At 65.9% G+C, this 24781-nt stretch carries 26 protein-coding genes; 11 read left to right on the forward strand and 15 right to left on the reverse strand.

All coding sequences use genetic code 11. From position 1 onward, the window contains the following. Positions 1-55: 55 nt before the first annotated feature. The 4 genes from M1D93_RS00140 (at position 56) to rlmN (ending at position 6060) form a co-directional block, all read left to right on the forward strand. The gene (locus M1D93_RS00140) at positions 56-1078 is read left to right on the forward strand and encodes a 3-oxoacyl-ACP synthase III (protein WP_461173190.1); all 1023 of its coding nucleotides are present in this window, start codon (positions 56-58) and stop codon (positions 1076-1078) included. Further along, positions 1072-3783, forward strand: a complete 2712-nt coding sequence (locus M1D93_RS00145) for an alpha/beta fold hydrolase (protein ID WP_461173191.1) — start codon at positions 1072-1074, stop codon at positions 3781-3783. Before M1D93_RS00140 ends, M1D93_RS00145 begins: the two co-directional genes overlap by 7 nt. Continuing rightward, complete coding sequence (locus M1D93_RS00150) at positions 3780-4745, forward strand: NAD-dependent epimerase/dehydratase family protein (protein ID WP_461173192.1); 966 nt, start codon at positions 3780-3782, stop codon at positions 4743-4745. The genes M1D93_RS00145 and M1D93_RS00150 overlap by 4 nt, the downstream gene beginning before the upstream one ends. 79 nt (positions 4746-4824) lie before the next feature. Further along, positions 4825-6060 (forward strand): dual-specificity RNA methyltransferase RlmN, encoded by a 1236-nt coding sequence (gene rlmN, locus M1D93_RS00155; protein WP_461173193.1) that lies wholly within the window; start codon positions 4825-4827, stop codon positions 6058-6060. Between the two features lie 7 nt (positions 6061-6067). Here the strand turns inward: rlmN and M1D93_RS00160 are convergent, their stop codons facing one another. Beyond that, entirely contained in the window at positions 6068-6769 is a 702-nt protein-coding gene (locus M1D93_RS00160) for a TetR/AcrR family transcriptional regulator (protein ID WP_461173194.1), read from the reverse strand. A 143-nt stretch (positions 6770-6912) separates the two neighbouring features. Between M1D93_RS00160 and M1D93_RS00165 the strand changes: the two genes are divergently transcribed. Beyond that, positions 6913-8298: a flavin monoamine oxidase family protein gene (locus tag M1D93_RS00165; protein WP_461173195.1), complete on the forward strand. Its 1386-nt coding sequence runs from the start codon at positions 6913-6915 to the stop codon at positions 8296-8298. Positions 8299-8412: 114 nt separating this feature from the next. Next, positions 8413-8895 carry a pyridoxamine 5'-phosphate oxidase family protein gene (locus M1D93_RS00170; protein ID WP_461173196.1) on the forward strand — a complete coding sequence of 161 codons (483 nt, stop codon included), beginning with the start codon at positions 8413-8415 and terminating at the stop codon, positions 8893-8895. Between the two features lie 3 nt (positions 8896-8898). Here M1D93_RS00170 and M1D93_RS00175 read toward each other — a convergent pair whose 3' ends face one another. Together M1D93_RS00175 and M1D93_RS00180 are read right to left on the reverse strand one after the other, a co-directional pair. Next, complete coding sequence (locus M1D93_RS00175) at positions 8899-9498, reverse strand: DUF6919 domain-containing protein (protein ID WP_461173197.1); 600 nt, start codon at positions 9496-9498, stop codon at positions 8899-8901. A gap of 74 nt (positions 9499-9572) precedes the next feature. Then, positions 9573-10172 carry a hypothetical protein gene (locus M1D93_RS00180; protein WP_461173198.1) on the reverse strand — a complete coding sequence of 200 codons (600 nt, stop codon included), beginning with the start codon at positions 10170-10172 and terminating at the stop codon, positions 9573-9575. Positions 10173-10323: 151 nt separating this feature from the next. On the opposite strand from M1D93_RS00180, the gene M1D93_RS00185 reads away from it, so the two are divergent. Continuing rightward, positions 10324-10704, forward strand: a complete 381-nt coding sequence (locus M1D93_RS00185; protein ID WP_461175077.1) for a VOC family protein — start codon at positions 10324-10326, stop codon at positions 10702-10704. Between the two features lie 34 nt (positions 10705-10738). Here the strand turns inward: M1D93_RS00185 and M1D93_RS00190 are convergent, their stop codons facing one another. Continuing rightward, positions 10739-11143: a DUF5997 family protein gene (locus M1D93_RS00190; protein ID WP_461173199.1), complete on the reverse strand. Its 405-nt coding sequence runs from the start codon at positions 11141-11143 to the stop codon at positions 10739-10741. Between M1D93_RS00190 and M1D93_RS00195 the strand changes: the two genes are divergently transcribed. Both M1D93_RS00195 and M1D93_RS00200 read left to right on the forward strand, forming a co-directional pair. Then, positions 11106-11942, forward strand: a complete 837-nt coding sequence (locus M1D93_RS00195) for a LysR family substrate-binding domain-containing protein (protein WP_461173200.1) — start codon at positions 11106-11108, stop codon at positions 11940-11942. The genes M1D93_RS00190 and M1D93_RS00195 overlap by 38 nt on opposite strands. Positions 11943-12412: 470 nt before the next feature. Next, positions 12413-12895: a hypothetical protein gene (locus tag M1D93_RS00200; protein WP_461173201.1), complete on the forward strand. Its 483-nt coding sequence runs from the start codon at positions 12413-12415 to the stop codon at positions 12893-12895. Between the two features lie 73 nt (positions 12896-12968). Here M1D93_RS00200 and M1D93_RS00205 read toward each other — a convergent pair whose 3' ends face one another. The 3 genes from M1D93_RS00205 to M1D93_RS00215 are packed head-to-tail and all read right to left on the reverse strand — an operon-like array spanning position 12969 to position 14946. Beyond that, positions 12969-13664 (reverse strand): DUF3618 domain-containing protein, encoded by a 696-nt coding sequence (locus M1D93_RS00205; protein ID WP_461173202.1) that lies wholly within the window; start codon positions 13662-13664, stop codon positions 12969-12971. Further along, positions 13661-14092 (reverse strand): phage holin family protein, encoded by a 432-nt coding sequence (locus M1D93_RS00210; RefSeq protein ID WP_461173203.1) that lies wholly within the window; start codon positions 14090-14092, stop codon positions 13661-13663. The genes M1D93_RS00205 and M1D93_RS00210 overlap by 4 nt, the downstream gene beginning before the upstream one ends. Next, positions 14089-14946 (reverse strand): hypothetical protein, encoded by an 858-nt coding sequence (locus tag M1D93_RS00215; protein WP_461175078.1) that lies wholly within the window; start codon positions 14944-14946, stop codon positions 14089-14091. Before M1D93_RS00215 ends, M1D93_RS00210 begins: the two co-directional genes overlap by 4 nt. A 296-nt stretch (positions 14947-15242) precedes the next feature. On the opposite strand from M1D93_RS00215, the gene M1D93_RS00220 reads away from it, so the two are divergent. Further along, positions 15243-15773 (forward strand): MarR family winged helix-turn-helix transcriptional regulator, encoded by a 531-nt coding sequence (locus M1D93_RS00220; protein WP_461173204.1) that lies wholly within the window; start codon positions 15243-15245, stop codon positions 15771-15773. Between the two features lie 71 nt (positions 15774-15844). Here M1D93_RS00220 and M1D93_RS00225 read toward each other — a convergent pair whose 3' ends face one another. From M1D93_RS00225 to M1D93_RS00245, 5 genes are all read right to left on the reverse strand, one after another. Further along, positions 15845-16147, reverse strand: a complete 303-nt coding sequence (locus M1D93_RS00225) for a hypothetical protein (RefSeq protein ID WP_461173205.1) — start codon at positions 16145-16147, stop codon at positions 15845-15847. Between the two features lie 32 nt (positions 16148-16179). Further along, the gene (locus tag M1D93_RS00230) at positions 16180-17316 is read right to left on the reverse strand and encodes a baeRF2 domain-containing protein (RefSeq protein ID WP_461173206.1); all 1137 of its coding nucleotides are present in this window, start codon (positions 17314-17316) and stop codon (positions 16180-16182) included. Then, positions 17313-17528, reverse strand: coding sequence for a hypothetical protein (locus M1D93_RS00235; protein ID WP_461173207.1), 216 nt, complete (start codon positions 17526-17528; stop codon positions 17313-17315). Before M1D93_RS00235 ends, M1D93_RS00230 begins: the two co-directional genes overlap by 4 nt. 108 nt (positions 17529-17636) lie before the next feature. Next, a complete protein-coding gene (locus tag M1D93_RS00240; RefSeq protein ID WP_461173208.1) occupies positions 17637-17972 on the reverse strand; it encodes a hypothetical protein in 336 nt (111 codons plus the stop codon). Between the two features lie 320 nt (positions 17973-18292). Then, a complete protein-coding gene (locus M1D93_RS00245; RefSeq protein WP_461173209.1) occupies positions 18293-19549 on the reverse strand; it encodes a D-arabinono-1,4-lactone oxidase in 1257 nt (418 codons plus the stop codon). 353 nt (positions 19550-19902) lie between these two features. Here M1D93_RS00245 and treS point away from each other — a divergent pair, with 353 nt between their 5' ends. Then, positions 19903-22212 carry a maltose alpha-D-glucosyltransferase gene (gene treS, locus M1D93_RS00250; protein ID WP_461173210.1) on the forward strand — a complete coding sequence of 770 codons (2310 nt, stop codon included), beginning with the start codon at positions 19903-19905 and terminating at the stop codon, positions 22210-22212. Between the two features lie 44 nt (positions 22213-22256). On the opposite strand, the gene M1D93_RS00255 is transcribed toward treS, so the two are convergent. The 3 genes from M1D93_RS00255 to M1D93_RS00265 form a co-directional block, all read right to left on the reverse strand. Next, positions 22257-23537: a Y-family DNA polymerase gene (locus M1D93_RS00255; RefSeq protein ID WP_461175079.1), complete on the reverse strand. Its 1281-nt coding sequence runs from the start codon at positions 23535-23537 to the stop codon at positions 22257-22259. A gap of 27 nt (positions 23538-23564) precedes the next feature. Further along, positions 23565-23996, reverse strand: a complete 432-nt coding sequence (locus M1D93_RS00260) for a LexA family protein (RefSeq protein WP_461173211.1) — start codon at positions 23994-23996, stop codon at positions 23565-23567. A gap of 72 nt (positions 23997-24068) precedes the next feature. Beyond that, positions 24069-24773 (reverse strand): alpha/beta fold hydrolase, encoded by a 705-nt coding sequence (locus M1D93_RS00265; protein ID WP_461173212.1) that lies wholly within the window; start codon positions 24771-24773, stop codon positions 24069-24071. Between the last annotated feature and the right edge of the window lie 8 nt (positions 24774-24781).

Below are 24781 nucleotides of genomic sequence, written 5' to 3' on the forward strand. Positions count from 1 at the left end.
GCTTATGGGTACAGTCACCGCGTAAACGCAGGACGGAAACGAACAGGGGCTTGAATTGGCAGGGAATGCAACCTTCCGGCACAGCAACACCGCGCTGCTCTCCGTGAGCAGTGTCGAGGCTCCGAGGATCGTGAGTTCTACCGATTTCGACCGCAGGCTGGCTTCGACCCTGCAGCGACTGAAGTTCCCGCCCCGGCTGCTTGAGCGTGTTGCCGGCGTAACGCACCGCCGATGGTGGGCCGCCGGGACGTCGTTCGATGATGCTGCCGCCGAAGCGGGCGCAAAGGCCCTCGCCGAGGCCGGCGTCGAAGCCTCCGACATCGGCCTGCTGATCAACACCTCGGTGACGCGGCGAAATCTCGAACCGTCCGTGGCGGTGAAGATCCACCACGGACTCGGCCTGCCGTCATCAGCAATGAACTTTGACCTGGCCAACGCGTGCCTCGGCTTCGTGAACGGCCTGACGTTGGCGGCCAACATGATCGACTCCGGCCAGATTAAGTACGCCATGATCGTCAACGCCGAGGATGCCGAGGCCACACAGGAGGCCACGCTGGCCCGTCTCCAGCGGCCCGAGACCACGCGCGAGGACTTCAACCGGGAGTTTGCCACACTCACCCTGGGTTCCGGAGCTGCTGCCGCAGTCCTGGGTCCCGCAGACCAGCACCCCGGCGCCCACCGGATTGTCGGCGGTGTGATGCGCGCCGGCACCGAGCACCATGAGTTGTGCGTGGGCGGCATTGACGGCATGGCCACCGACACGAAGGGCCTGCTCGACGGCGGTCTCCAGCTCGTCGTCGACGCCTGGCACGAAGCCCGGCCGGAGTGGGACTGGACCGCCATGGACCGCTATGTCACGCATCAGGTGAGCAATGCTTACACGCAGGCCATCATCGACGCCATCGACCTTGACCCGGCAAAGGTGCCCATCACGTTCCCGCACTGGGGCAATGTGGGGCCGGCTTCCCTCCCCATGACCCTCGCGGCAGAAGCACAATCCCTTGAAGCCGGGAACCGGGTGCTCTGCATGGGCGTCGGATCCGGGCTGAACACCGCCATGATGGAAATCATTTGGTAGCCTCCGATTGGCCCGGGGTCCGCCCGGAATGGTCGCGCGAGATTCAGGTGGCGTCCACTTCCGGCGTCGACGCGCCAGGCACAATACGACGTTGGCATGTGCTGGACAACGGTGCCCAGCTTTCCCGCCTCGGCCTGGCTCCCGCCGGTACCCTGCTGTGCGTGCACGGCAACCCCACCTGGTCCTATCTGTGGCGCACGCTGCTGGCTGCGGGGTCGGATCCGGCCCATCCCTGGCGCGTTGTGGCGGTGGACCAACTGGACATGGGTTACTCAGAGCGCACCGGCACCTTCCGGCGCCTGGCCGACCGGATCAACGACCTGGGTGACCTGACGGATGCACTGGGCCTGAAGGGGCCGCTGGTTACGGTAGGCCACGACTGGGGTGGCGTGATCAGCTTGGGCTGGGCCCTTGCCCATCCGCAGCACGTCACGGGGGTGGTGCTGACCAACACGGCCGTCCACCAGCCTTCCGGTGCAAAAATCCCGCCAGCCCTGCGGCTTGCCCTGCACCCCGCCGTGCACAAGTGGGGAACAACGACGTCGGACGCCTTCCTGCGGGTTACCCACTCGCTGGCAAACCCGCCGCTGCCGGTGGACGTCCGGGAGGCCTACATGGCCCCTTACCGCGGAGCCAACCGCCGGGCCGGGGTAGGGAATTTTGTTGCCGATATTCCCGTGGACGCATCCCATCTCAGCTTTCCCGCGCTCAGCAGCGTGGCGGAAGGGTTGCGCGGACTGACCGTCCCGGCGCTGATGCTCTGGGGCCCGCGGGATCCCATTTTTTCGGACCGGTACCTCAAGGACCTCATCAGCAGGCTTCCGCAGGCGGAGGTGCACCGCTTCGAGGGCGCCGGGCATCTCGTGGCGGAAGACCGGGATATTGCCAGCCCGGTGTTCCAGTGGCTCGCCGCTGACTTTGGTGGCAGCGGAAGTGAGTCTCCGGCAGCGGAAGCAACAACGCCCGGCAGCCATGGGCTCGACGATGCGGCCGGGCCGGCGCCGTCGGAATTCCGGCCCCTGTGGGACCAGCTCGGCGAGCAGGCGGCAGGACCCGCGGGAGGAGATACCGCCGTCGCGGAAATGGCGCCGGACGGTACGGTTGCCCGCTCGCTCAGCTGGCAGCAGCTGGACCGGAACATCCTGGATCTCGCCGCGGGGTTGCGGGAAGCCGGTGTGGAGAGTGGCAGCCGGGTGAGCCTGATGGTTCCGCCCGGGGTGGACCTGACCGTCACCCTCTACGCCTGCCTGCGGCTCGGTGCCGTGGTGGTGGTGGCCGACGCCGGACTGGGAACCAGGGGCCTGAGCCGTGCCGTGAAGGGCGCCACCCCAGACTTCCTCATCGGCATCGAGAAGGCGCTCGCGGCGGCCGCGGTGCTCGGCTGGCCGGGGCGGCGGATCAGCGTCCGGGACCTTCCGGCCGCCCGCCGCCGGCTGCTGGAAGTGGAGGCCTCCCTCGATGCGCTGTCCCGTTCCGGAGCCCGACGCAGCCCCGAGCCGCCGGCGGACAGCGTGGATCCGGATGCCCCGGCCGCCGTACTGTTCACGTCCGGCTCCACCGGCCCGGCCAAGGGCGTGCTCTACACGCATGGGCGGCTGGCCGCGATGCGGGACACGGTGGCCGCAACCTTCGGGATCCGTTCCGGTGCCCGGCTGGTGGCGGGCTTCGCTCCGTTTGCCCTGCTGGGACCAGCGCTCGGCGCGGTGTCGGTGACACCGGCCATGGACGTCACCGCCCCCCGCACCCTGACGGCCACTGCGCTCGCCGACGCGGCCGCGGCCATAGCCGCCACAGTGGTGTTCGCTTCACCGGCGGCTTTGCGCAACGTCCTCGCCACACAGGATGGTGTGAGCGCGGCGGGGCATGAGGCGCTGGAGCGTGTTGAGCTGCTGCTCTCCGCCGGCGCGCCCGTCCCGGAACCGTTGCTGGCAGAGGTCCAGCGGCTTATGCCCAAGGCCTCCCTGCACACCCCGTACGGGATGACGGAAGCGCTGCCGGTCACCGACATCAGCTTGGAGGAGATTCAGGCCGCCGACGCCGACGCTGCCGCCGGTGCTGAGACTCCCGCCGCCGTGGCGGGTGCGGGCAATGGTGTGTGCGTGGGACGGCTGGTGCACCGCGCCCGGGTGGCCGTCCTCCCACTGGCCGCGGACGGAACCGCACCCGGATCCATTCCTGCGACCGAGCCGGGCATCACCGGCGAAATCCTGGTTTGCGCCCCGCACGTCAAGGAAGCCTACGACAGGCTCTGGCTGACCCAGCAGGAGAGTGCCAGCCTGCCCGGATGGCACCGCACCGGCGATGTGGGGCACTTCGACGCCGCCGGCCGGCTCTGGGTGGAGGGGCGTCTCGCCCACGTGGTGACGGCGCCCGCTGCCGTGGTGACGCCAGTGGGCGCCGAACAGGCCATCGAACGCCTGGATGGCGTGCGGCTGGCGGCGATCACCGGCGTCGGACCGGCAGGCACCCAGGCCGTGGTCGCCGTCGTCGAGACCGTACCTCCGGCCCGTAAAGCCGGACTGGCAGAGCCCCATCTCGCCAGCAGCGTCCGTAAGGCCGCCCTTGAGGCCGGCGTCCAGGTCTCCGCGGTGCTTGTCGTCCCCGAGCAGCCCACCGACATCCGGCACAACGCCAAGATCGACAGAAGCCGGTTGTCCCGCTGGGCTTCACGGGTGCTGGCAGGCGGCAGGCCGGGAAAGCCATGAGGGTCCTCGTCACCGGCGCCAGCGGGCTGCTCGGGGGAGAAGTGGCCCGGTTGCTGGTGCGCCAGGGCCATGACGTGGTCGCCTTCCAGCGCCGTCCATCAGGGGTCGACGGCGCCACGGACTTCTCCGGGTCCGTCACGGATGGTGAAGCGCTCCGGCGGGCAGTGGAAGGTGCCGAAGGAGTCATCCACCTGGCCGCGAAGGTTTCCTTCACGGGCCGGGCATCTGAGTTCGATGAGGTGAACGTCGAAGGGACCCGCCGCCTGCTCCATGCCGCCCGTGCGGCCGGGGCGCGGGACGTAGTGTTTGTGTCCTCCCCGTCCGTGGCCAATTCCGGTGCCGCCATCGCCGGGCAGGGTGCGGAGCCGGCAGACCCGCAGCACGCGCACGGCGACTACTCCCGCACCAAGGCCGAGGCGGAGCTGCTGGCACTGGCAGCGGACGCACCGGACTTCCGGGTCGCGGCGGTGCGCCCGCACATCGTCTGGGGCCCGGGGGACACCCAGCTGGTGGAACGCGTGCTTGCACGCGCCAGCCGCGGCCGCCTGCCGCTGCTCGATGCAGGTGCGGCCCTGATCGACACCACCTACGTGGACAACGCCGCCGCGGCAATCGTCGCAGCCTTGCACCGCATGGAACGCGTCCATGGCCGGGCCCTGGTGGTCAGCAACGGTGAGCCCCGCCCGGTCGGTGAGTTGCTGGCCGGCATCTGTGCTGCAGGAGGCGTCCCCGCGCCGTCGTGGACTGTGCCGGGTGCGGTGGCGCGGGCGGCCGGAGCGGTGGTGGAGAATCTCTGGACCTGGACGGGGCGGAAAGAGGAGCCGCCGATGACCAGGTTCCTCGCCGAGCAGCTCTCCACCGCCCACTGGTTCGACCAGCGCGAGACCCGGGAACTGCTCAACTGGGCGCCCGCTGTTTCCCTTGATGACGGCCTGGCGAGGCTGGCTGAGCACTACAGGTAAGGCGCTGCGGGATTCCCCCTGGGCCGGACAGTGCGGAGGCCCTTTTTCAGCGATAGCAAGGCATGGGACAATAGAAGGGATGACTTCCCCCACTCCTTCCTCCGAAGCTCCCGTGCGCGCCCGTCAAGAGGCCCCGGAGAGCACGCGCCCGCAGGTCCGCCCGACTGCCGAAGGCTGGGAGCAGGCGCGTACCGTCGAGGGCCGGCCGCTGCTCCAGTTCGCGTCACCGCGGGTGAAGCAGCCCCCCACGCATCTGGCTGACCTCAGCCTGGCCGAGCGCGGCGCGAAGATGAAGGAGCTTGGCCTCCCCGCCTTCCGGGCGAAACAGCTTTCCACCCACTACTTCCAGCACTGGACCGTTGACCCGGAAGCCATGAGCGACCTGCCCAAGGCCGGCCGGGAGGAACTCGTCTCCCAGATGTTCCCGCCGCTGCTCACCGAGGTCCGCCGCCAGCGCAGCGACAAGGGGGACACCATCAAGTTCCTCTGGCGGCTGTTCGACGGCGCGCTGGTCGAGTCCGTGCTGATGCGCTACCCCGGCCGCATCACTCTCTGCATCTCCTCCCAGGCCGGCTGTGGCATGAACTGCCCGTTCTGCGCCACCGGCCAGGCCGGGTTGACCCGCAACATGTCCACTGCTGAGATCGTTGACCAGGTGGTCGCTGCGAACCGGGTGATAGCAGCCGGTGGGCTGGGCCCCCAGGAGCACGACGACGAGCGGGTTACCAACATCGTGTTTATGGGCATGGGGGAGCCGCTGGCCAACTACAAGCGTGTCATGGCCGCGCTTCACCGCTTTATTGATCCCGCGCCTGAGGGCCTGGGCATGTCCGCCCGGAACATCACGGTCTCGACGGTGGGCCTTGTCCCCGCCATCCGGAAGCTTGCGGACGAGGACCTGCCGGTCACCTTCGCGCTGTCCCTGCATGCTCCCGACGACGAGCTCCGTGACGAGCTGATCCCGGTCAACAACCGCTGGAAGGTGGACGAGGCGCTCGACGCGGCTTACGACTACTACCGCAAGACGGGCCGCCGCGTCAGCATCGAGTACGCGCTGATCAAGGACATGAACGACCACCCCTGGCGTGCGGACCTGCTGGGCAAGAAGCTCAACCAGCGCGGCCGCGGCTGGGTGCACGTGAACCCGATCCCGCTCAACCCGACCCCCGGCTCCATCTGGACCGCCTCTGACAAGCCGGTGGAGCAGGAATTCATTGCGCGGCTCCGCGCCGCGGGTGTGCCCTGCACCCTGCGCGACACGCGCGGCAAGGAGATCGACGGCGCCTGTGGCCAGCTGGCCGCTGCCGAAGACTAGGGGGCAATCAGCCCCGCAGGGCACCCAGCCCTGAAATCAGCGCCTCGAGTCCAAGCTCAAAGGCCGCGTCAGCCGGCCGCACCGGCCCGTCAGCAGCGCTGCGGGCAGCGGCGCTCCGGACCGCGGCGGTGAAGTTCGGCGTGGTGCCGGCCATGGAACCGGAATCGAAAATGTCCTCCGGTGCCGTGACGTCGTACGCGGAGCCGAAGATGAAGGACTCGAGCGCCACGATGGAGGACACCACACGGTCCTGGGGGAAGCCGGCGTCGAGAAAGCCCTTGCTCACGGTCTCGTACATCGCCAGTGTCTGCGGCGCATCCGTCACCGGAAGGACGGCGATGACCGGAATCAGCGGGGTGTGCTCGGCGAAGACGTTGCGGTAGCTCCACGCCCAACTGCGGACGGCATCCTCCCACGGTGCCACGCCAAAATCCGACACATCCACCAGCGAGGTGAGGTGGTCCTCCACCAGGAGCAGGACGTCCCGTTTCGCGGCAACGTGGTTGTAAAGGGCCGACGGCGCCACGTCCAGTTCCTTGGCCAGGCCCGCCATGGTGAGTCCGTCATAGCCCTTGCGGCTGATCAGCTCCAGCGCCGCCGCCGTAATCCCGGCTTTGCCCAGCAGGGCGGCAGAGGGCCGGCCCGCCCGCCTCCTGGCGCCGCCGGGTTTTCCGGCGGAGCGTCCCTGTACGGCTGGTACTGCCGGCATGACTGGCCTTTCTCTGGTGGTCTCCAGCATTGCATTATTCCATCCGGGACTTCCGGTCCGTGCGGGGAGCCGCTATAGTTCTAATAAATGAATGGCATTCATTTAGTGTTCCGCATCACTGCGGGGACCCAAGAGAGGACAACATGCTGAACCTGAACCGCGACGTCGTGGTCGTCGGAGCCGGGCCGTCCGGACTTACCGCAGCCCGTGAACTGAAGAAGGCCGGCCTCACCGTTGCCGTGCTTGAGGCGCGCGACCGTGTCGGCGGCCGCACCTGGACCGACACCGTCGACGGAGCCATGCTGGAGATCGGTGGCCAGTGGGTCTCGCCGGACCAGACCGTGCTCCTGGAACTACTCGAAGAACTCGGACTGGAGACGTACCCCCGGTACCGCGAAGGCGACTCGATGTATATCGGAGCCGACGGAGTTCCGGTCCGCTATACAGGTGACTCGTTCCCCGTGGATCCGGAGACGGAAGCCGAGATGGACAAGCTGATCGGGTTGCTGGACGGGCTGGCCGCCGAGATCGGCGCCGTGGAGCCGTGGGCGCATCCGAAAGCGCGTGAGCTGGACACCATCTCCTTCCACCACTGGCTGCGGCAGTACTCGGCCAACGAGGAAGCCTGCAACAACATCGGCCTGTTCATCGCCGGCGGCATGCTCACCAAGCCCGCCCACGCGTTCTCCGCCCTGCAGGCAGTGCTGATGGCCGCCTCCGCCGGGTCCTTCACCCACCTCACGGACGAGGACTTCATCCTGGACCGGCGCGTGGTGGGCGGCATGCAGCAGGTGTCCCTGCTGATCGCGCAGGAGCTGGGGGACGACGTCGTCCTTGACTCCCCGGTGCGCACCATCAACTGGGAGCCGGACGCCGACGGCGGGCACCGCGTCAGCGTCGTCTCGGAACGGGCCACTGTAAACGCCCGGTTCGTGATCATGGCCGTGCCGCCCAACCTCTATTCCTGCGTCTCGTTCAACCCGCCGCTGCCCCGCCGCCAGCACCAGATGCACCAGCACCAGTCACTGGGCCTGGTCATCAAGGTCCACGCCGTCTACAGCCGGCCGTTCTGGCGGAACTCCGGACTGTCCGGCACCTGCTTCGGCGCCGGGTCCCTGGTCCAGGAGGTGTACGACAACACCAACTTCGGGGACGCCCGGGGAACCCTGGTGGGCTTCATTTCGGATGAAAAGGCCGACGCCGTCTTTGCGTTGAGCGCCGAAGAACGCAAGCGCTCGGTGCTGGAGTCCATTGCCGGCTTCCTGGGCGCAGAGGCGCTGGAGCCCGAGGTTTACTACGAGTCGGACTGGGGTTCGGAGGAGTGGACCCGCGGCGCCTACGCCTCCAGCTACGACCTCGGCGGTCTCCACCGCTACGGCAAGGACCAGCACGCCAACGTCGGGCCCATCTACTGGTCCTCCTCGGATCTGGCTGCGGAAGGCTACCAGCACGTTGACGGTGCCATCCGGATGGGCCGCCGCACCGCAGAACGCATCTGCGAAGCAGCAAGGGTAGCGGTGCCTGCCTAGGCCGGACACGCGGCGGCCGGAGGCAAAAAGGGGCCACCGGGTGGAATCTAAGCATGCTTACTAATAGGCTGGCGGATGGGGAGCGTCCCCGCATGCAGACGAACGAGGTGAAATATGACTGACACCGAGAGCATCAGCAAGGTCACGGACATTATTAACGATTCCCGCATCGGAATGTTGACCACCATCAACGAGGAAGGCGCCCTCGTTAGCCGGCCGCTGGCGGTCCAGGATGTCAAGGACGACGGCGACATGTGGTTCTTCACCGGCCTGGGCACGTCGCAGGTGGCGCACGTCCGGGCTGACCCGCGCGTCAACGTGTCCTTCGGCAAGAAGACCGAATGGGTTTCCGTTGCAGGAACCGCTGAGGTAGTAACCGACCGGGAAAAAATCCGCAGCATGTGGAACCAGGCCGTTGAAGCGTGGTTCCCGGACGGTCCGGACACCCCTGAGGTATGCCTGCTCCGCATCGATTCCGACTCCGCCGAATACTGGACCAGCCCGGGCGGAACCGCCGCAACCGTGTTCCAGTGGGTCAAGTCCAAGGTCACCCACAGCCGGATGAGCGTGGGTGAAAGCGGCACAGTAGAGCTCTAGGCCCTACGACCGGCTGAGGGCGCCGAGGGCGGCGGGCAGCAGCACGTCGTCCCGGCCCCAGGACGGATCGAGGATCTCCACGTACCAGGAGTCCGCGAGCAGGAGCGCCAGCGTTTCGTTGGTCTCATCGGCCCAGTCCTGGATCTGCTCCTCCGTCACGGGGTTTTCGCTGGACCCCAGGACCGTCACCACCTCGCCGCGGTCCAGCGTGACCGGAATGGCGGCGCTGCTGGACTCGCCCGGGGCATGCACCACCGTAACCAGTTCGGAGCGGGTGGAAAGAGCCAGGAGTTCCGCGGCAGCTTCTGCACTGCAAAAGCCGGTGACGTACTGGCGCTGGGCGATGCCGTTGGAACTCAGGCCGGGCTGCGATTCCTTGGTGAAGAACCCGCTCCTGTTCAGGGAAGCGAGGGCGGAGGCGATGGCTGCGGTTTCAGCGTCGTACGTGGCAGTGAACGTGGCGGCCTGATACTCGCTCTTGCCCTCGAGCCATCTGGCCGTCAGTTCACCCGCCGCGTCCAGCGTGGTGGCCTGGCGCCAGACTTCCCGGTCCTCCAGCCGCCTGCCGAACCGGTCACGGCTTTGTGTTTGTTGAGGCTCCATCCTCGGATGCTACGGGGCTCCGCCGCCGGATTCCAACGGCAGTGACACAGCGGTTAATGCGCGGGCCGGGTAGTTCAGTGCCCGCCGGCAGGGATTCCGGCCGCGCGTTCGGCGTCGGCGAGGGCACGGCCGAAGCGTTCGACGGCGGGCGGGTAGCCTTGGTGCCCGGCCGCCCGAAGCTGCTCGGCCTCGCGCATGGCCTTGATCACGGCAGCGGTCTGGGGCAGCCGGACGTCGGTCATTGTGGGGTAGTCGATGCAATACGCGGGATCCAGTTCGTACCGGCGCCAGCGCTCCAGCAGCACAGTGTGTTCAGCCTGCGCAGCGGTGTGCAGGGGCAGGTACTCCCGGCGCTGCCGCCGGGCGGACAGCCATCCCACTATCCGCGGGGTGCCCCGGTATGCAGCGACACCGGAAGCGACGGCCGCGCATGCGAGCAAGAGCCCTGCCCAGGCGGAGGTCAGAGCGGGGATGAGCAGGGCGGGAAGGGCTACAGCCGCGCCCAGGAACAGGTCCCAGAACAACTGGTCCGAACGCTCAGGCTCCGCGCCCGCTGCGGCGAGGGCACGCCGTCGGACCTGGAAAACCGTGGCCGCAACGCTGATTACCAGCACGGATCCGCACAGTAGAAGGACCCACGCCCCCTGGAACAGGGATTCTGCGATGGCTGCCACCTTGCACCTCCACGTCCGCAGGCCCGGCGGGAAGGCCGGGCTGCTCCTACCATTCCAGCGCCTTCCCATGCCGGGGTCAATGGCCAAGGCACCGGCGGAGCAGGGCAAGGGCGGGCTTTCCGGGCAGGGGGACTGCACGTACCTTGGGACCATGAGACTCAAAATGTGCAGCATCCACGTCCAGGACCCCGCTGCCGCCCATACCTTCTATACGGAGACGCTTGGCTTCGAAACGCTGATGGCCATGCCGGAGTACAACCTGTACATCATCAAGGACCCCGGCTCGGAGGCAGGATCAGTTGGCCTGCTGCTGGAACCCAGCGACAACCCGATTGCTGCGGACTACATGAACGGCCTGTACAAGGCCGGCATGCCTGCAATTGTCTTTGGCGTCCCGGACGTGCAGGCGGAGTACGAGAGGCTCACGGGAACCGGAGTGGCCTTCCGCGGGGAGCCGGCAAAAGACCCCTCCGGGATCAGCGCAGTGTTCGACGACGGGTGCGGCAATTACATCCAACTTCACCAGGACTGACTTGCCCCTAAGCCCAGGCTAGAAGCCCCGCCGATTACTCGGCCTGGGCGCGGGCCCGCTTGGCTTCCTTCTTCGCGGACTCTTCCTTCACCCGCTGGGCTTCGGCCCGGACAGCGGCGTGGGTGGCGCGCTCACTGACCAGCCACGCGGGGGGAGCCTGCAGCAGTGCGGTGATTTCCGCCGTCGTCAGCGCTTCCTCAATGCCGCCGCGGGCCAGGCCGCTGATGGAAACGTTCAACTTCTGGGCCACTACGGGACGGGGGTGCGGACCGTTGCGCCGAAGTTCGGCGAGCCACTCCGGCGGGTTGGCCTGGAGTTCGGCGAACTCGGCGCGGGTGATGGTTGAATCCTGGAACTCCTGCGGTGTTGCGGGCAGGTAGATGCCAAGTTTCTTGGCAACGGTGGCCGGCTTCATGGACTGGGAGTTTGCAGAGGTCATGCTTCAAGGGTATCCGGGCGGACGGTACTGTGAAGACGTGCCCACCGACAACGCCCCCCAGACAGACGCCGGTCCCGCAGGGCCTTCCGCCCCGGCTGAGCCGGACGCCCCCCGCACGCTGCGCGTCGCCTACGTGGCGGGTGTGACGCCCGGCAAGTGGATCCGCCGGTGGGAAGAACGGGTGCTGGACATTCCGCTGCAGGCGTTTATGTCCGACGACGGCGCGCAGGTCCAGGTGCTGCGTGACGGTTCCGCAGACCTCAGCTTCGTCCGCCTTCCGGTGGAGCGCGAGGGCCTCAGCGTGATTCCGCTGTATGAGGAGCAGCCCGTGGTGGTTGCCCCCAAGGGCCATGAGATCTCAGTGTTCGAGGAAGTGGCGCTGGCCGACCTGGCGCAGGAGGCCTTCCTGGACGTGGCTGCGCTGGGCGGCCCCGAGGCTGCGCTGCAGGTGGTGGCCACTGGAGCGGGCCTGGTGATCCTGCCCATGTCCGTGGCCCGTCATTTCAACGTCAAGGACACAGTGGCGCGGCGGCTCACCGGGGCGCCTGCTACCGAAATAGCTGTTGCCTGGCCTGCCGATTCCACCGACGAGGTCATCGAGGAATTCATTGGGATCGTCCGGGGGCGTACCGCCCAGAGCTCCCGGCAGCCCTCCGCCCAGCCCGTCAAGCCGAAGAAGGAACCCAAGCCCGACCGGCGCGGCAGCGGAACCAAGAAGGCGCCCAAGGTAGCCCAGCGGTACGCCCCCAATCCGGACAAGGGCCGGGGCAAAGGGTCCCGCAAGAAGGGCAAGCGCTAACCGCAGCGCATCTTTCTTTCCGGGGTTGCACGCTTGCCCTGTCCGATTTCGGCCAGGCTTCCCTGATGGAGCAAAGCTCAAGATCGACGCAATAATCCAGATGGTGGCCAAACATGCTTCCGCCTGGCCCTCTGGCTTTCTAAAGTGTCTTTACAGGGCAGCAAGAAGCGACGTCAGGGGAGACGTATGAGCATAGATATTCCGCCCGCGGCAACGGAAGCACGTACCGTTGCCCCGCCAAAGATCACTCCTGTTCCCACTCCACCCAAGAACCCGTTGGCAAGGCCCCGCGCAGTACGACTAACTCCGCCGTCCGGGGGCCGGGAACATGAGGTGCAGCGGCTGATTCGCGACCTGGCCGCCCTGGCAGCCAAACATCGACCAAAAGTTTCTTAGGGAAGATCCGCTATCTATTTCTCTCGTGCTGCCCACCGTAGGCTAAGGGCACCCAACGCACATAGGAGGCACCCATGCGCACTGCCGCACAAGTAGCTGAAACCGAGCAAGTCCACCGTCTTATCGAAAGCCTTCTGCCCCATTTGGCCAAGGGCAGGGAATGGGCCACGCCCGGGGTGCAGGCTGCCCTGCAAAGAGCGGTAGCGGGGCTGGATACGGGCATTGAAAGCGCCTCACCGCGCCTTCAGGCGCTTTTACGTCGGCTGGCTGACGAGCTTGCCAGCGGCGTGGAGACACTCACCCCGCAGGTTCAGGAACGCATACGGAGAATGGGGCCGCAAGCCGCCGCCAACGTCACGGCCCCCGTTCCGGCTGCGCGCAGGGCGGCGCGGACGTTGTGGTGGATCGCCGGACTCCTGCTTATGGCCGGCGCCGGGGTAGGCGTATGGCGGTCCCTGAAGACTTCGGAGGAAGAACCAAAGCCCTCGCTGACTGTGGAGGAAAGTCCCAGTGTGAATCCCGAGGCGGAAGCAGACCTGGCCGCGGGCCAGATATAGCTGCGCTTTTCACACCCAGGACGACGGAAGGGCCGGCTCCCTGCGGAGCCGGCCCTTCTGTGCCTAAACGTTGTTAGGTGTTTTGGACGTTGGTTTTGGCGTCGGCGGCGCGGTCCTTGACGTCGGTGGCGGCGCTTTGGCCTTCGGCTTTGACGTTCTGGGCGGCGTCGGTGGCGGTGGCTTTGACGTTGTCCACAGCTTCCAGGGCAGGTTCCTTCAGGTCCTGGACCATGTCCTTGGCTGCGTCGGTGACCTGGGTGGCCAGGGGCTGCGCGGCGGTCTTGAGCTGGTCGGCCGCTTCGCGTTCCTTCTGGCTGGCCGGGATCAGGGACGAGACGAGCATCCCGGCGCCGAACGCGATCAGGCCCGCGGCCAGGGGGTTGCCCTGGGTTTTGGCTTTGACCTGGTCCGGTGCGTGCGAGATCGCGGTTCCGGCGTCGTTGAGTTTGGCTGAGACGTTTTCACCGGCGCCACTGAGTTTTGCAGCGGCGGTGTCCTTGGCCCCGTGCAGGGACTCCCCGGTGCTGTGCAGGGCACCGCTGGTGTGCCCGGTGCCGGAAGAGACCTTGTCCTGGACCCGGGTAGTGGCGTTGTCTGCTGCTCCCATGATTTTCTCCTTCACCCCGGTTACGGCGTCTTTGACCTTGTCGGTCTGGCGGTGGACGATGTTGGACGGCGTGACCTTGTCCGCGACCGCGTCCACGTTGGTACCCAGGCGTGCTCGGGTTTCTTCAATGTCTTGGCGGATTGCGTCCGGGTTATCGCTCATCGGTTTACCTCACCTGGTTTTAGGGTTGGGGGAATTTCGGAGAGTGTTTCGGTGGTCTGCGGGATGCCCTTGATTTGCTTGAGTTCCTTGCGGCCCATCGAGGCCAGGACCGCGGCGATAATGCCCCAGATCACGGCGACGATCACGGCGGCCCAGCCCAGCGGCATCAGGGCGCCCAGGGCGAACATCAGCGCCAGGGACAGGAACACCAGCACGAAGTGCCCTGCGACGCCGGCGCCGCCGAGCATGCCCGCGCCCTTGCCGGCCTTGGTGGCGGACTGCTTGGCCTCTGCCTTGGCCAATTCGACTTCCTGACGCATCAGCGTGGAAAGGTCCCGGGTCACATCACCCAGCAACTCACCCAACGACGCGTTGTCCGCCTTCACATGCGCCTCACTCGGAGGCGGTTCCGGAATAGAACTACTCACAGCTGGCGTCCTTCCGTCGACCGGTATGTGCCGTCTGCAGCGTGGTAGCTGCCGTCCTCATCGCGGTAGGGGTCATCCTCGAACCTGAGGGGAGAGTCCTCCGCGGTTCCCGACGGCAGGGTTGAGGTGGATACCGGTCCACGCGTGCCGACTACCGGCTCCTTGAACAGATCGTCGGTGCCTGCGGCATAAACCGTCTCCTGGTGGAGGGGTGCAACCGGCTGGGGCTGCACGGCGCGCTGCGATGGCGCGGCCGGTACTGCGTTCTGTGACCCAGTGGCGCCGGCGGTGAGGCCGCGGGTCAGGCGGCCTGCGAGGACGCCTGCGCCTGCGGCAAGCAGGAGGAAGGTACCGGGCTTGTTGCGGGCGAACCTCTGGACCTCGCCGAGCAGATCGCCCGGCTCCTTGTTCTCAAGCCATGAAGCCACGGATTCGCTGCGCTGGGCAGCCTGGCGGATCAGGTCGCTGGCGATGCCCTGCTGGTCCGGGGCCTCGGCCATGCTCTGCAGCTGGCTGGAAATGGTGCGGATGCCTTCGGCAGCCTTCTGCTGCTGTGTTCCGGCCTGGCTGGACAGTCCTGATTTTGCCTGGGACAGCAGGTCTTGCGCGCTGGACTTTGCCTCGGAAGCAACGTTGGCCGCTTCCTCCTTGGCCGTCTGGGCGACACCTTGTGCTGCGGTCGCGGCCTGGCCGGCCACGTTCGAAGCCTCTTCCTTGGCGGCCTGCTTTTTGGAACTGGCGCCGGAGTCCGGTGTACCCGGGGTGGTGTAGGTGTCTTCAGCACCAACCTCTGAGGCGCCATACGGGTCCGTGATAGCAGGGTTGGGCGTCTGGGGCCATTGGTTCTCTGTCATCATGCTCTCTTTCGAAAGAAGGGTCAGCTGGCGATCAAGAACCAGCAGTGCTGGCTGTAGTTAGTAAGCATGGTTACTACTTAGATACTAAGCACACTTCCCATTTGCTTTGCAAGGGGGTGTGTTTGGAAATGTCCGCTGCGGAGCGTTTGTGCAAGGAGGCGCAGGGACGTTTTGGGGCTGAATAGTAAGCCTACTTGCGAATAGGATGCTAAGCATGCTTATTGTAGGTAGGTAGCGACGCATGAAGGGGTGAGGACACCCGAACTTCGCCACCTACAGGAAGGCCGCGGCCGATGACCAGCAACCTCGATCCGGATGCACGGAACAGCTACCGCCTTATAACGCTGGCGGCGCGGCTGGTCCAAAGGCGTCAGGATGACGCTCTGGCGCCCCTTGGGTTGACCCGGGCCGCCGTGATCGCACTGGAGGGGCTGGCTGCCGGACCCCTGAACCAGGAGCAGCTTGCGGAAGTGGTCCGCGTGCAGAGCCAGACCTTGGGCAGGGTGCTCACCAGGCTCGAAGCATCAGGGCATATCAGCAGGACCCGGCAGTCGGCAGACCGCCGGCAGTTTAAGGTCGAGCTGACCGAAGCCGGCAAGGCTGCCCTGGATGCGGCGCGGCAGGCGGAAAGCGATGCGTATCCCGACGATCCCAATATTGCCTGGAAGGTCCTGCACGAGGAACTTTCGAAATTCGTTCGGGCTTTGCCGGCTACCCGGGATCCGGAGGTGGTTCCCTTTGTTGCTCCTGAGCACAGGAACGTGCGCCGCCCCCATGGGGGCCGCGGGGCCGGGCTGCGCGGGTTGGACCAGCCGCACCAGTGAAGATGCGTCAGTAAAACGACATAGCAGGAGGGGCAGGGCCACATGGCCCTGCCCCTCCTGTCGCTGGCGATCTACTTGTTGTTTTCCTGGTTCCCGGTTGCGTCGTTGTCATCCAGCAGGCCGCGCTGGGCGAAATCCGCAGCCTCTGATGCTTCAGGCGGCAATGGATCGGTAGCCGGCGGAACGTCACTGGGCGCATAATCGGCGAGGCCCGCCGCCACCCGCTCCTGTTCGGCTGCTGCTTCGTACACGTCGTCGTCTATGTTTTCCGGCATCTTGCCGTGGCCCGTCCGCGTGGGATTCGGCAGCGCATCCTCTTCCGGGATAATGGCGCCACCGGGACCACGGTCCTGGCTTTCATTCGAAGTTGCCATGATTCACCTTCCGGTCGCTTGTGTTGGTTGGTTTAGGACGACGGCACCGCCGGGCCGGTGGGCCAGCGGAGCAGGGCGGCCACGTCCACACCTTCCGGCAGGACGGGGCCGGGGACCAGGAGAACCCGCGCGTCGGTCAGGGCAGCAGCCCGCAACAGTGCCGCCGGCGCCGGAACCTTACCCAGGATGTTTGCTCCAAGGGACTCCTCCTCGGCGGTAGCAACCCAGGGTTCAGCGTCGAACGCGAGCAGGGTCCGTTCGGAAAGGGCTGCCTCGTCCAGGATCAGGACTTCAACCTGCGCCTGCTGCAGCGCGTGCACCACAGCGCCGATTCCGGTGGCGGACTCCGGGTTGGCCTGGCCCTCCTGCATGGCCAGCCGCTCCATGATCTCCTGCTGTTCGGCAGCCCACTGTTCCGCCACCCGCTGGTTGACCTGGTCCTCAAGGAGGGCGGAATCCGCTCCGGCCGTATGGGTGTGGGAATCAATGACTGACACCAGCGCCTGGCTGGCCTTGGAAAGTTGCTCCTGCACCAGCCTGCGGGCGTGGATGTCTCCTGCGAGAACCACCAGCCGGGCACCGCTGCTGCTCACCACACGGTCAATTTCTTCGGCCATCTGGTCCGCGTTGCGGCGCCATACATCCTCTGTGTGGTGCTGGAATCGGAGGTGGGCCCAGCCGCCGCCCTGGAACTTGCTGACGTGCTCACTCTCTCCCTGCACCTCCTGGGTGCTGGCAGGAGAGCCTGTGCCGGCATAGTGCAGCCGGATCTCACCGTGTTCGCGGCTCACTTCGGCCACAACATAGGGAAATTCCTCGGGACGGTGCTTGACGAGCGGCAGGAGGTCAGGAATCGGATCCACCGAAACCCGCTCCGCCCCCACACGGTCTCCCGGCAGGACCTCATTGAGCTCCGCCTTGCCCTGATGTACCAGGACAAACCTGGAAACAGGGGCAGGTACCCCCGCCTCCGGCTGCAGGGCCTGTTCCATGGCATCAAGGTCAGCTGGGGACGCGCCTGCGGCCTCCAGCGTGGCCCGGATGTTCCCGGGCCTGACATCCGACGCTTCCAAGGTGTCTACAGTGCCCGTTCCAGCGTCGACGTATGCCGTACACCAAGGGCCTGCCAGCCGGTACAGCTCGGCGTATTCCTTCAAGCTGCCGGTCACTGGTCGTCCTCCTCATCGCTGATGGAGTCCGGGGAAGCTACAGGATTGAGGGCTTCCTGGATTTCAGCAGGATCCGTATCGTCGGGGAACGGCTCGGTTTCGCGCCATTCCTCCGCGTGGGGCGGTTGGATTCCGTGGACCACGCCCTGGGCTTCGTGTTTCATCTGGTCGTCCAGGTTTGGACCGTGTTTGGTATTGCCGCGTTCAGCCATGACGATCTCCTTCGCTCCGTGAATTTAGTATCACAGGCTTACTAGTTCGTCATTTCACCGTAGCACCAGGATGCGGTGGCCAAAAGGGGGCAATAAAAGGGAATGGCCTTACGCCGTGCAAGCATCTTTCAGGGCCTGGACCGACTCGGCCGGCACCTGGTCTCCAGCCTCAGCGATCTGGCCCAGCGGCGTCGTAATTTCCGCCGGGACACCGGCAGTACGGGCGGCCGAGACCAACCCTCCGAGCACCCGCTTGTCCTCCGCGCTGACCATTCCGTCCTGGATTACCGCGCAGATTTGCCGGTTCACTTCGTCCGCGGCAGCGGTGGCCACCTTCGAGGCGGCATCGCTGGCTGCGTTCCCCGCAGCTTCCTCTACGGCGCCGCAGCCGGCAAGCAGCAGCAACAGGGGGACAGCGGACAGGGTGGCAAGGGGACGGTTCATGGGTACAGCCTAACAATCCGGCATGCTGACGTTCCGCCGTTACTGCAGCCCGACGGCCGATGTCATCGGGCTCCTTGGACACCTGGACGTCCGCGAGGTTGATGTTTTCGGCTTCAGCGTCGGCGGTGCGGTCGCGCTGCACTTGGCGGTCAACCATCCGGAACTTGTCCGCGGTGCAGGACGTTGTGACCACGTTTCTGGGCGCGCGCCCGCCTGCCGGCTGGAGCGACCTGTACTCGACTGGGGCGTCCGACGGCGGGTGGCACCCGCCGTCGAACGCCTTGGCTCGCGGCCTCAGCCGCACTCGCGACCCTATTCCCTTACCGGCCGCTCGCTGCGGGGACACCCAGGATGGAGTCCAGCAGTCCGTTGCGGAACTTGCCCTCCGGATCGTGGGAAGAGGCCAGGGACCGGAACCCGGCGAAGCGAGGGTAGAGCGTCTCCCAATCATGTCCGCCTGGGGAGAAAAGCTTGCCCCAGTGCGGGCGGGCGCCAAAGGGCCGGAGCAGGTCCTCGAGTTCCGGAAGGAGGGCTTCGACCTCAGCCTGCAGCGGCTTCCAGGTGAAGTGCAGGGCCACGCTCTGCTGCTGGTAGAAGGGGCTCAGCCAGAAGCCGTCCGCGGCGCCGGTGCGGACTTCCGAGACAAACAGCAGGGGCGCGAGCTTGGCCGCCAGGCTGCGGACCGCCTGCAGTGCTGCGGGCCCGTGCTCCAGCGGGAGGATGAATTCGCTCTGCAGTTCCTCGCCCTTGCTGGGGGTGAACTCGTGACGGAAGTGGGGCAGCCGGTCCAGCCACTGCCCCGGCTCATCAAGCTGGAGGGTGCAGTTTTCCGCGGACATGTCCGGCAGCGGGTGCCGAGGGCGCAGCGCCGCGGTGGCGCCGAACAGTTCGGTCAGCGGGGGCTCCGAGCCAAGCGCTTTAAGCCACACCTGACTGATGGTGTCGCCGGCGTAGTTCGTGAAGAGGCTGACGCTGTAGGCGCTGGACATCAGTTCCGGGAACGCTGCCAGTGCCCGATCCCACGGCAGGTCCTCCAGCACGCGCTGGCGCATCTGAAAGCTGGGCTGCACGGCCAGTTCAAGGCCGGTGACGATCCCGAGGGCGCCCAGGCCCACCACGCTGGCCGCGAACTCGTCCCCGTCTTCCCGGGACAGCGTGACGCTTTCGCCCGACGGCCGCACCAGGTCGATGGACTGTACAGCCGCGGCCAATGAGGGATTGTTCACCCCGGATCCATGGGTTCCCGTCTGCACTGCGCCTGCAACCGAAATGTGGGGAAGTGACGCGAGGTTGTGGATGGCTGCACCCGACTGCTCGAGAGTGCGGCACAGGGCACCGTAGCTGACGCCGCCGCTGACCCTCACAGTGTTGCGTTCCCGGTCCAGAGTGATCTGCTGGGGCAGGGCATCGAGCAGGACGTGCACGCCGTCAGTGTCGCCCACACGGTTGAAGGAGTGGCGCGATCCCAAGGCCTTGACCCGGGCGGCCCGTTCCACAATCCGTGCCAGTTCCGCCACCGATTCCGGCCGTTCCACAGTCGCAGAGGAGTATTCGAGGTTTCCTGCCCAGTTCTTCAATGAATCAGCTTTCCGATGGGGATGGGTGGCGGCTCACTCAACTGTCAGCGCTCACAATCAGCATGTCAAGGCGGCCGCCCCAGCCACGGGGTCGTTTCACGCGGTCATTTCAGTGCTGTTGCCTTAACTCTTTCTATCGTTGTAAAACGGACAGGCGCTCGCGCACATTTCACACTGTTGCGCAGGGCCGGCGTTGCAGGTCGAGGTTCTGCCTCACCACGTGCATTTCTACCGGTTCCCGCGGGTACGGACTCATTGAGCCGTCGCTCACCGGAAATTCTTGGACCGGCGCCGTTCGGCCGGCGGTTGAATCATGGCAGAGTGGAATGCAGTCGAGTTGAGGGAGGAACTCAGTGTCTGAACTGGGAAAAGCTACCGCCAGCGTCTCTGAGGATGATGCAGCAGAGCTAGCGGGGGACACCGGCGGTGTGACGGAAGCGGAGGCGGCGGAAGCTGCAGAGCTCCTGGAGGCCCCGGAAGCGCCGGAAATCACCTTCGATGAAAAGTTCTATCCTGCACGGCCCAAAGCGCTGCGGCCCGTGGCCCGGCGCCGGCAGTACTTTGCCAACGCGCCGTCACTGGAACTCGACGGACTCAACAAAACCTATGTGGAGTGGCTGAGGAACCAGGCGATGCTCGGCGATGCCAACGTCCTCGCCCGGCAACTGTCGGGGCAGGCGAGCATGTGGCAGCACTCCTTCGCGCACCCCAACCCGCGGGCCGCGGTCGAACGCGCCTCGGTGTGGTTCACTGCCTACCCGCTCTCTTTCATGACGACGCCGGGACAATCGTTCCTGGGGGCGCTCGGGGATCCGGAACTGTGGAAGACGTTCCGCGAGATCGGCATCAGGGCCATCCATACAGGACCGGTTAAAAAGGCCGGCGGGCTGCAGGGGTGGGCCGAAACGCCCAGCGTGGATGGGCACTTTGACCGCATCAGCATGGCCATTGATCCGCTGTTCGGTTCCGAAGACGAGTTCCGCCGGATGTGCGAGGTTGCCGGCGAACACGACGGCACCATCATCGATGACATCGTCCCCGGGCACACCGGCAAGGGCGCAGACTTCCGCCTGGCCGAAATGAACTACCGGGATTACCCCGGCATCTACCACATGATCGACATTCCCGAATCGGACTGGCACCTGCTGCCCGATGTTCCGCCGGGCGAGGACTCGGTCAACATCAGCCCTGATGCCGAGCAGGCCCTGCAAAAGGCCGGATACATCATCGGCAGGCTGCAGCGCGTTATCTTCTACGAACCCGGCGTGAAGGAAACAAACTGGAGCGCCACCCGGGCCATTGTGGACACCACCGGCCAGAAGCGCCGCTGGGTGTACCTGCACTACTTCAAAGCCGGGCAGCCCTCCATCAACTGGCTGGACCCAACTTTCTCCGGCATGCGCCTGGTGGTAGGCGACGCACTGCATTCGCTCCTGGACCTGGGTACCGGCGCGCTGCGCCTGGATGCCAACGGCTTCCTTGGCGTCGAAAAGAGCGCGGAGGAACAGCCTGGCTGGTCCGAAGGCCATCCGCTTTCTGAAGCAGCGAACCAGCTGATCGGCAGCATGGTGCGCAAGGTGGGAGGCTTCTCGTTCCAGGAACTTAACCTCACCATCGATGACATCAAGGCGACCTCCGAAACCGGCCCGGACCTGTCCTATGACTTCATCACGCGGCCTGGCTACCACTATGCCCTAGTCACCCAGGACACGGAGTTCCTGCGGCTGACCCTGCGGTTGGCGATGGAGATCGGCGTGGACCAGGCGTCACTGGTGCACGCGCTGCAGAACCACGATGAGCTGACCTACGAGTTGGTGCACTTTGCCACCCGGCACAAGGACGACGTCTTCGAGTTGGCTGGTTCCGAGCTGACCGGCGCCGAGCTGACCGAACATGTTCAGGACACGCTCCGGAACAAGCTCACGGGCGAAAACGGGCCGTACAACGCGACCTTCACCACTAACGGCATTGCCTGCACCACGGTCAGCGTCATCACCGCTGCCCTGGGCATCAAGGACATTTCCTCGCTGACTGCCGAGCAGGTCGGGACGGTGCGGGAAGCCCACCTGCTGCTGGCAATGTACAACGCGCTTCAGCCCGGAGTCTTCGCGCTTTCCGGCTGGGACATGGTAGGCATGACAACGCTGGACCGGGCACAGGTCAGCGAGCTCACGGCCCAGGGCGATACCCGGTGGATCAACCGGGGCGCGCACGACCTGATGGGTACCAACGCAGAAGCCACCGTCTCGGCTTCCGGGATGCCCCGGGCACGCAGCCTCTACGGGCCGCTGCCCGAGCAGCTCAAGGACGACCAGTCCTTCGCCCGCAGGCTCCAGAAAATTCTCAAGGTCCGGGAGGAATGGGGAATTGCCACCAGCCTGCTCCTGGACGTCCCGGACGTTTCCCACCGCGGCCTGCTGGTGATGGTGCACCGCCTCGCGTCAGGGCAGATCCAGGTGACCGTCCTGAACTTCTCCGGTGAAAGCATCACCGGCAGCGTCCACTCCACGCACTTGGAGTCCGGCGCGCAGGTCCAGGACCTGTTCACCGAGGAGACCGTGGGCCAGGTGGATGACCTCCACAGTTTCTTCATTGAGCTCGGCGCGTTCCAGGGCACGGCACTGCTGATTGAGGATCCGGTCAGCGTGGAGGACGAAGCGTAGGGCGTGGTGGGGGCGCTTCCCCGGGTCACACTGCATTAGGGCAGCTAGGCTGCCTTGACGAGCGGGAGCTCGTCCCAGTGCGTGGTGTACCGGGGGGAGCGCATGTCCCGCTTCATGGTCCAGTCCGGGCCGCCGCGGATCCCGGCGTGGCCCAGGCCGATGGAGCCGCGGCCATAGCGGCGGGTGATGTCCTCCAGCAGCGGGCCGATGTGCCTTTCCTCGTGCGGGTTCTCAAAGGGCTCCAGCGGTTTCTGGTTCCCGCTGGGCCGCAGGTCCGTAACCATGATGCCGGCGCGGGCGTACCTGGTGCCGTCGATGATGGCGGGCAGCAGCGCGTGGGCGGCTTTGGTAAGGATGACCGGGTCCGCCGTCGGCATGGGAAGCGGAACGCACACGGAGGGAAAGGCCGTTTCCTGCGCGTTGAAGTGGGACGTTCCCGCAAACGCCGTAAGGAGTTTCGCCTGCAGGTTGTGCTTGGCCAGTCGGCCGCTCGCCATCTGGGCGTAAACGCTGAGAACCTGCCGCACGTCGTGGGCCGTGGTGATGGGCGTGGAAAACGAGCGGGAGAAGATCAGCTGGTCCCGGCCAACCCGGGCTTCCTCCATGGGGATGCAGGGTGTTCCCTGCAGTTCCAGGACGGTCCGCATCATCACCACCGAGAAGCGCTCGCGGATCCGGACGGGGTCTGCACGCTGGAGGTCCAGGATGAAGTGGATGCCCATGGCGTTAAGGCGTTTGGTGATTCTGGTTGCCACGCCCCAGACCTCAATCACGGAAAGCCTGGCCATCAGTGCCTCCTGCTGCTGCATGGGTACGGAATCCCAGCGGCAGACACCCTTGAACGCCGGATTGTGCTTGGCCCACTGGTTGGCCAGCTTGGCCAGGGTTTTGGTGCGGGCGATGCCCACACAGACGGGGACACCCACGTTCCGGGCTGCCGCTGCCTTGATGGTCCGGCCGAGTTCCAGCAGGTGGTCCGGGGTACCTTTGACTCCCAGGAACGCCTCGTCGATGCTGTAGACCTCCAGCCAGGCGGAGTAGCGTCCCAGCAGTTCCATCACGCGGGCGCTGATGTCTCCATAGAGTTCGTAGTTGCTGGACTTCGCGATCAGTCCCCATTCCTTGGCCCGCGGTGCGAGCTTGAACCAGGGCTCGCCGACTCCGATGCCAAGGGCCTTCGCTTCCGGTGAGCGCGTGACGGCGCAGCCGTCATTGTTGGACAGGACGATCAGCGGCTTTCCCTCCAGGGAGGGGTCAAAGGCGCGTTCGGCGCTGGCATAGAAGCAGTTGACGTCCACATGGGCGATCTCGGGCATCTGCCGCATGATGGCTGGCCGGGTCACGGGTATCCCTTAGACATGGTGCAGGCACCGGGTGGCCACACCCCAAATGGTCAGCTCACTAAGAGCCGGCACCTTGATGTCCGGGTACTTCGGGTTTTCCGCCTGGAGCACCACGCCCGTGGCGGTGATGCGGAGCCGCTTGACCGTCAGCTCCCCGTCCAGGACGGCGATCACCACGCAGCCGTCCCTCGGTTCAAGGGCCCTGTTGACGATGAGTTCATCGCCGTCGCTGATGCCCGCGCGCTCCATCGAGTCGCCGGTAACCCGGACCACAAACGTGCTGGTGATGTCCTTGATCAAGTGCTCGTTCAGGTCTATCCGGCCGTCGAAGTAGTCCTGCGCAGGCGAGGGATAGCCGGCAGCAACGGGCACTGGGGACACCCAGGCCAGCTGTAAAGAGAGCCCCGCATCTATCACGCGGGGACCGATAATAACGCCCACAACACACCCTTATTCGAATATATGTTCGATACTCCGAGTCTACAGCGGCGGGGCGACAATGACGACGACGGGCTACCGCGTCCGCTCCACCGCCGCTTGGATGGCGCTGGCCAGTTCTCCGGGCTTGGTGAACTGGGGCCAGTGCCCGGTGGGGAGGTCCACGTACTCGACGTCGCGCATCCGGGCCAGCTCCGCAACGAAGGGGTGGCCGCCGTCAATCCATTCCTTCAGCGTGGAGGACGGAAACTCGCAGGCGATGATGGTGGCCGGTACGTCGTAGCGGCGCTCGTCACTTAGGTGCTGCTGATCGTAGGCGACGCCTTTCGGCTGGGGGATGGCCCGTGCACGGAAGGCTTCGCGAATCCCCTCGTCCAGATCTACAAGGTCGGCGTCTTCGAAGCCCTCCCACGGCGGAAGCGGCACGTCGTCGCCGTCGGCCGGCAGTTCATCGTTGATGACGCCCCCTTCGCCGAGGGGGCCGCTGTCCACATAGATGGCACGCTCTACCCGATTGGGCCGGGCATCAAGGGCGCCGTGGATGATGGCGCCACCGCCGGAATGCCCCACGAGCACAACCCTTCCTTCCAGGGCATCGAGGGCGGCAACCACGGCCTCGACATGATCGCGGAGGCCGATCCCGGTACGGCTCGCATCCACGGACTCGAGCCCGGGAAGCGTGAGCGGATGGGTCCGGTGGCCGGCGGCCTCCAGGGCAGGCGTCACCTCCTCCCAGGATGAGGCGTCCAACCAGAAACCGGGTACCAGGATGATGTCCATGACGGAAC

Source organism: Arthrobacter sp. Z1-9, assembly GCF_054792695.1.